This window comes from Pseudomonas sp. P5_A12, assembly GCF_056400685.1.
Map to the genome: position 1 here is coordinate 1 of NZ_JBFUKU010000351.1, position 5,051 is coordinate 5,051.

Genomic DNA, 5,051 nt, shown 5'->3' on the forward strand with positions numbered 1-5,051 from the left:
ATATCCGCCAGCTTGTCATGCTCAACCCCCACTGTTTTCGCACCGGCAGCATATTTCTGAAACTCGGTGGAGTTCGTACCGGACACCTGAGCAAAACGAGTAATCTCAGCCCCAGCTTTGACGGTCGAAACCGTCAGCGCTGCCAAAGCTACAACGCCAGCCGTGACGCCGGCGCCGATGCCAACCCCAATTTTCTCCGCGGACTTTTGGATCTCGGCCATCCGCTTTTGGGATTCGCGACTGGCTTTATCGAGCGGGCCTGTAAACCCTCCGATCTTGGCGATCAGGTCCAGCGTTAACGTACCAAGCGATCGGGAAGCCATAAAAACTCCAGGCGTAAAAAAACCCGCCTTAGCGAGTCAAATTGTCGGATGCCCCCAGCAAGAGCCGTGGTTATGTCCACGACTCCATTGCCTGCTGGAGCGTCAGCGGCTGCTCCGAATCATGCGGCATGAAATCGTAAATCTTGAACCCGCCCTTCTTGCTGTTCGAGTTGGCATAGAGCGTCGCGAGCATTGCTGCGGCGCGCTCTATGCGCATCCCCCAGTTGAGCGATCCACGCTTAGCACGGTACTTCTGCCACTGCCGGAACTCCGGGTAACTCAGGCGGGATTGCGCTTCCGCGATTGAGCAGCCGAACGTGATCGCGATTTCGTGCCAGAGCTCGTCGAGGGCGCTGAGCTCATCGTCTTTCCCATGCCAGTGACCTCCGCGATCACCGACAGAAGCACCATGGTCAAGTTGCCATCCAAGGCACCCCGCTCCGGATCAGCGGCGCCAGTAATGTCGTCGACAGTGAACACCGGCGCGCCGCTCTCATCACAAATGCACGCCGCAATGCGCCCAGCAATGCCATCACGCTTGCCGCCAGCCGCCAGCACATCGCTGACCGCCGACAAATAGCCAAGCGGACGGACGAACACGGTAGCTGTGAGCTCGGTATCGCCCTGCTTCCAGGTGATTTGCTTTTCTACCGGGGCGCCGGTGAAGGCGCCCACCTCTTTCAGGCTGTTGATACTCAGCTGCATGATTGATCCTTACGGAGTTGTGGTCTTACGGATCCAGGCAGAGCCGCCCGAACGCTGGATGGTGGCCGCAGTGGTGACCGCAGCGTTGGCGGCGAAGTCGAATGGGAAATCGGAAACATAGCCCTCGAAGATGAACCAGGTGCGAGTGGTCGGCAGCTCGAAGTCGTCGCCAGCGACGTTCACGGTCGGCGGGATGTCGATGCCATCTGACCAGCCAACAGCCCACGAAACGCTCTCGATGGAGTCGTCTTCGGAGAGGGCGTGCAGGCGAATGTGCGAGGTGTTGCGCGAATCGGCGTTGAGGGTCATGGAAGCCTGACCAGGAGTGCGAAGACCACGCAGATAGCGACGTACCTTATCGCTCAGGCAAGTGACTTCGATCGGATCGGCCGGGTTACCGCCTGGGTTGAATGCGGTAGCGCACTCGATCTCGATGATTTCGAGATCGGAGGGGTCAGCGGCGGTCGGCACCAGAGCATAAATCTGGGTTCCTTGGGTAAGCATCGACATGGCTTTCTCCAAATGTCGGACATAAAAAAACCCGCACTTGGCGGGCCGGGTTCAGGGATTGGCTATCTGGGTACAAGCCAGTCGACATCGAAGCTCGACCGGTAAAGATTTGTCAGTGTGTCCTTGCTCTCGCCACCCCAACGGACGACGTTGGCCTTTAGCTCAATGGCATGGGCTATTGCGTCGGTGACGGTTCTGGCGGAAGTGGCGGTGACCGCGTACACGTCAACCTGCAGCGTGAAGCCGTCCAGGTCCGGGCGACCGGCCAAGTAATTCTCCGGGCTGCCCGTGACCAACTGCCAAACGGCATATGGTTTGGTCACGCCTTCTGGCGCCTCGCCAAATGGATACAGCCGGTGTGGCGTTACCCCAAGCAAAGCGCGAACGCCGACATCAGCCGCGCAGACGGCGAAAATTGGTGCTGCTGGCATCAGTTACTCCCGGCAGCCTTGGCCGCACGCTTGATCGCACGATCAATCGCTTTCTCGTACTCGGTTACGAATGTATCAGTGGCCTCTGAAACGCTCTGCGCCATTGCGGGCCGCATGAACGGGCGAGCGGCGACACGGGAGGTTCCGAACTCAACGAAACGCCAATAAAATGTATCTCCGCCCGGGTTGTCGTGGCTGCCCCCTACAGCGTAGGTGCCACGCCTACCACCTTTGCGGGTGTGCATGTTGCTGTACTGTTTGGAGCCGCCAAGTACGCCGATCCGAAAACCAAGATCGCCAGTCCTCTTGAACAGTCGCCCATTCCATCGCAGGGTAATGTTTTTACTGATGTCTTCAGGGGTGACCGAATCATCTACTCGCATCGCCCCTTCTTTGACCTTCTGCGAAATTACGGCAGCAGCCTTTCGTAGCGCTGCGCGCCCGCCCTTTCGCTTCATGTCAGCACTTATTGATCCCAGCTTGCCGAGCAGCAAATCGAGCCCTTCGAGTTTGAACTCAGAAGTCTCAGCCATCACTCACCCCTTCGCTCACTGGAAGCGTCAAATACTCCAGACCGCTCTTGGCATCACCCAATACTCCTTGGATGTTGTAGACCTTGTCGCGATACAGCACGCGCATGGTGGCGTCGACGCCGGGGCGGTAGCGGATAACGATGCGGGCAACTACCTCGGACTGGTCAGCCTGAGCAGCGATAAAGTCGCGAGCAGACAGAGGCTCGACCGATGCCCAGACCGTCGCCACATCCGCCCAGCCCGACAGCATCTCACCGGACTCGGTATCCTGGGTCAGGCCGAGGCGCTGGATGGTCACTTTGTGCCGAAGCTTGCCGGATCTCATATGCCAATCCCTACACGATGAAAGTGCRGCAAGCGTTCGACGGCACCGATTCGACCTACGATTGTGCCCACCACGGTATCTTCGCGATTCTCGTACAGGTCGGCGATGGTCAGCAGCAATGCCGCCTTCACAGAGAACGGCACGGCTACATCGGCACCCTGGTCGTCCTGCCACGGCAGTGGCCTACCAAGATACTGACTGGCATAGTCTTCAGCGGCACTACTCAGCAGTGTTAGGTGCGCGTCCTGACCTGGGTCTTCCAGATCGAGGCGTAGGTGTTCCTTGATCTCGTCCAGCGTCAACACTGCCATGAGGCACCTCGATCAGTTCAACGAATCGCAGGACTCCAGAGAGCTGCGCTTCGGTTGCTTCGAATTCTTGGCCCTTCGCTACCTGACCCAGCTGGTCGTGCAGGAATGCCTTGATTGCTCTTGCCTTCATGCTCACCTCAAAAGGGGCCGGGCGAACCCGGCCCACTCAGTTACGCCGCTGTGATGGCGCCGTACATGATGGCCGCCGGGCGATCTACGGCCAGACCGAGACGCTCTTCGGCGCGGATGGTCACCAAGTTTTTGGTGAAGTCATCAGCCACGAAGCCCATCTCCACAACTGCACCTTGGCGCTGGTAGATGGTGGCTGCGCCGCGCAGGGACCCGACAAGGAAGCTGCCGGCTGGCATGTTGGCTGACAGCATGATCTGCACACCGAACGGGCTCATGTTGCCCGCAGTGCCTGGAGCACCGAACAGGTAAGCGCCGGTACCAGCGCCTTCGCGCAGGATCTCCAGTGCCGCCCAATCCGCCGGGTTGACGACCGCAGTGTCCACAACCTCGCCAACAGCCCAGCGATTGTACTTGGCCTTGTTGATGGACTCGGCCAGATTCGCGCCACTGGTGGCGGTGAACGCGGTGAAGTTGCCAGCATCGGTCAGGCCCGACAGGTTCGGACTGGTGCCGTTGCCGAGCAGCAGCTGCTTGTCGATGCGCTGGGCCAGACCATCACGCAGACGAGTGTCGATGTACGCAGCAACGGCCGGGGCATCAGCGAGCAGCTGGTTGCTGACCTTGATCCAGTGAGCCACGGTCTCGATCACCACGTTGTACGGGGCGAAGGTGATGTCCGACTCGGGCTTGGCTGCGGTCTGCGCAACCTCGGCCGCGTCGTTGGTCCATGCCAATTCGCGCAGCGAGTTGACCGCGTTGCTGGTGACGGCGATGGTCGGGATCAACTGACGCAGGGTCAGCGGAGCAAAGCTGCCCGCGATGATGCCGGGGCGCTGATCGGCGAAAGTGGTGGTGCCGTCAGCCACGACAGTGTTCTTCACCTCGAAGCGGACCTTCTCGCGCTGACGATCGACCAGCGACTTGAAGTCATCGGACTTGATGAACTCCTGACCCGCTGACAATGCGGAGCCGGCGGTAGTTGGCGCGGCCTGCTTCTGTGCGAGGTCAGCCAATTCGTTCTGCAGGCTCTTGAAGCTTTCGGACAGCTTCTCGATTTCACCGGTCAGATCGGTGCGGACCTGGCCGGTGGATTTGGCCAGCTCAGCGTTATATTCGCCCATCTTGACCTGCATCTGGTCTTGGACTGCCTTCAGGCCTGTCTCGATGGTTTTCTTGAGTTCTTCGCTCATGGATAAAGCCTCTGAATTACGGGAGTTTGAATTGCTGGAAGAGTCCCGCAATCTCTGCGGTTTTCTGTTCTGGCTCACGCTCGCCGTGAACCAAGGACTTGATGCGCGATACCAGCGCAGTTGCATCAGCCCGACTGAATCCGCCAGCATCGCGCAGGCAGGCTTCAACTTCTTTCAGGGACTCGGCCTGGTCGATGGCGGACTTCACATCGCCGATCTGAGCATTAAGGTCTGCCGGGGTCTCGACGATTGAGATTTCCACCAGCTCGATCTCTTTGAGTTCGCGTTTTCCATCGCCCAGTTCACGGGTCTGAATGGGGCGATAACCGATAGAAAGGCCGGAGATAGCGCCGTGCTTCATCGAGGCATACACGTCATCAGCCACGCTGTGGCCAGGGGTAAGTTCGCCCTCGACGTACAGGCCCTGTTCGGTTTCTTCCATCTTGAGCCACTTGCCAATGATTGGGCCGTAGTGGTTCCAGCGCAGCGCCACAGGCCGGTCACGTTTCTTGATCGTCTTCTTGTAGGCGCCTGGCAGGATGGTATCGCCGTAGCTATCTATGCCACCGAACACGGACGCAAACCCGGAGA

Annotated in this window: 9 protein-coding genes and 1 pseudogene; all 10 read right to left on the reverse strand. The window is 59.1% G+C overall.

The genetic code is table 11. From position 1 onward, the window contains the following. A pseudogene (locus tag AC1DSG_RS27520) lies at positions 1-323 on the reverse strand (tail tape measure protein); the annotation flags it as partial. A gap of 70 nt (positions 324-393) precedes the next feature. Beyond that, the gene (locus AC1DSG_RS27525) at positions 394-651 is read right to left on the reverse strand and encodes a phage tail assembly protein T (protein WP_477793703.1); all 258 of its coding nucleotides are present in this window, start codon (positions 649-651) and stop codon (positions 394-396) included. Further along, complete coding sequence (locus AC1DSG_RS27530; RefSeq protein ID WP_477793695.1) at positions 603-1,028, reverse strand: phage tail assembly chaperone family protein, TAC; 426 nt, start codon at positions 1,026-1,028, stop codon at positions 603-605. Before AC1DSG_RS27530 ends, AC1DSG_RS27525 begins: the two co-directional genes overlap by 49 nt. Before the next feature lie 9 nt (positions 1,029-1,037). Continuing rightward, positions 1,038-1,538 carry a phage tail tube protein gene (locus tag AC1DSG_RS27535; RefSeq protein WP_477793696.1) on the reverse strand — a complete coding sequence of 167 codons (501 nt, stop codon included), beginning with the start codon at positions 1,536-1,538 and terminating at the stop codon, positions 1,038-1,040. Positions 1,539-1,600: 62 nt separating this feature from the next. Continuing rightward, the gene (locus AC1DSG_RS27540; protein WP_477793697.1) at positions 1,601-1,969 is read right to left on the reverse strand and encodes a DUF3168 domain-containing protein; all 369 of its coding nucleotides are present in this window, start codon (positions 1,967-1,969) and stop codon (positions 1,601-1,603) included. After that, on the reverse strand, positions 1,969-2,502 hold the full coding sequence (locus AC1DSG_RS27545) for an HK97-gp10 family putative phage morphogenesis protein (RefSeq protein ID WP_477793698.1): 534 nt from the start codon (positions 2,500-2,502) through the stop codon (positions 1,969-1,971). Before AC1DSG_RS27545 ends, AC1DSG_RS27540 begins: the two co-directional genes overlap by 1 nt. Continuing rightward, entirely contained in the window at positions 2,495-2,827 is a 333-nt protein-coding gene (locus tag AC1DSG_RS27550) for a phage head closure protein (protein ID WP_477793699.1), read from the reverse strand. The genes AC1DSG_RS27545 and AC1DSG_RS27550 overlap by 8 nt, the downstream gene beginning before the upstream one ends. Next, positions 2,824-3,138, reverse strand: coding sequence for a head-tail connector protein (locus tag AC1DSG_RS27555; RefSeq protein ID WP_477793700.1), 315 nt, complete (start codon positions 3,136-3,138; stop codon positions 2,824-2,826). The genes AC1DSG_RS27550 and AC1DSG_RS27555 overlap by 4 nt, the downstream gene beginning before the upstream one ends. A 170-nt stretch (positions 3,139-3,308) precedes the next feature. Continuing rightward, the gene (locus tag AC1DSG_RS27560) at positions 3,309-4,460 is read right to left on the reverse strand and encodes a phage major capsid protein (RefSeq protein ID WP_477793701.1); all 1,152 of its coding nucleotides are present in this window, start codon (positions 4,458-4,460) and stop codon (positions 3,309-3,311) included. Between the two features lie 16 nt (positions 4,461-4,476). Then, on the reverse strand, positions 4,477-5,051 hold a 575-nt coding region (locus AC1DSG_RS27565; RefSeq protein ID WP_477793702.1), incomplete at its 5' end, for an HK97 family phage prohead protease.

Bases quoted from the DNA above. Each gene is read 5' to 3' on its own strand.
- AC1DSG_RS27530 (WP_477793695.1), bottom strand. From the start codon at position 1,028: ATGCAGCTGAGTATCAACAGCCTGAAAGAGGTGGGCGCCTTCACCGGC.
- AC1DSG_RS27535 (WP_477793696.1), bottom strand. From the start codon at position 1,538: ATGTCGATGCTTACCCAAGGAACCCAGATTTATGCTCTGGTGCCGACC.
- AC1DSG_RS27540 (WP_477793697.1), bottom strand. From the start codon at position 1,969: ATGCCAGCAGCACCAATTTTCGCCGTCTGCGCGGCTGATGTCGGCGTT.
- AC1DSG_RS27545 (WP_477793698.1), bottom strand. From the start codon at position 2,502: ATGGCTGAGACTTCTGAGTTCAAACTCGAAGGGCTCGATTTGCTGCTC.
- AC1DSG_RS27550 (WP_477793699.1), bottom strand. From the start codon at position 2,827: ATGAGATCCGGCAAGCTTCGGCACAAAGTGACCATCCAGCGCCTCGGC.
- AC1DSG_RS27560 (WP_477793701.1), bottom strand. From the start codon at position 4,460: ATGAGCGAAGAACTCAAGAAAACCATCGAGACAGGCCTGAAGGCAGTC.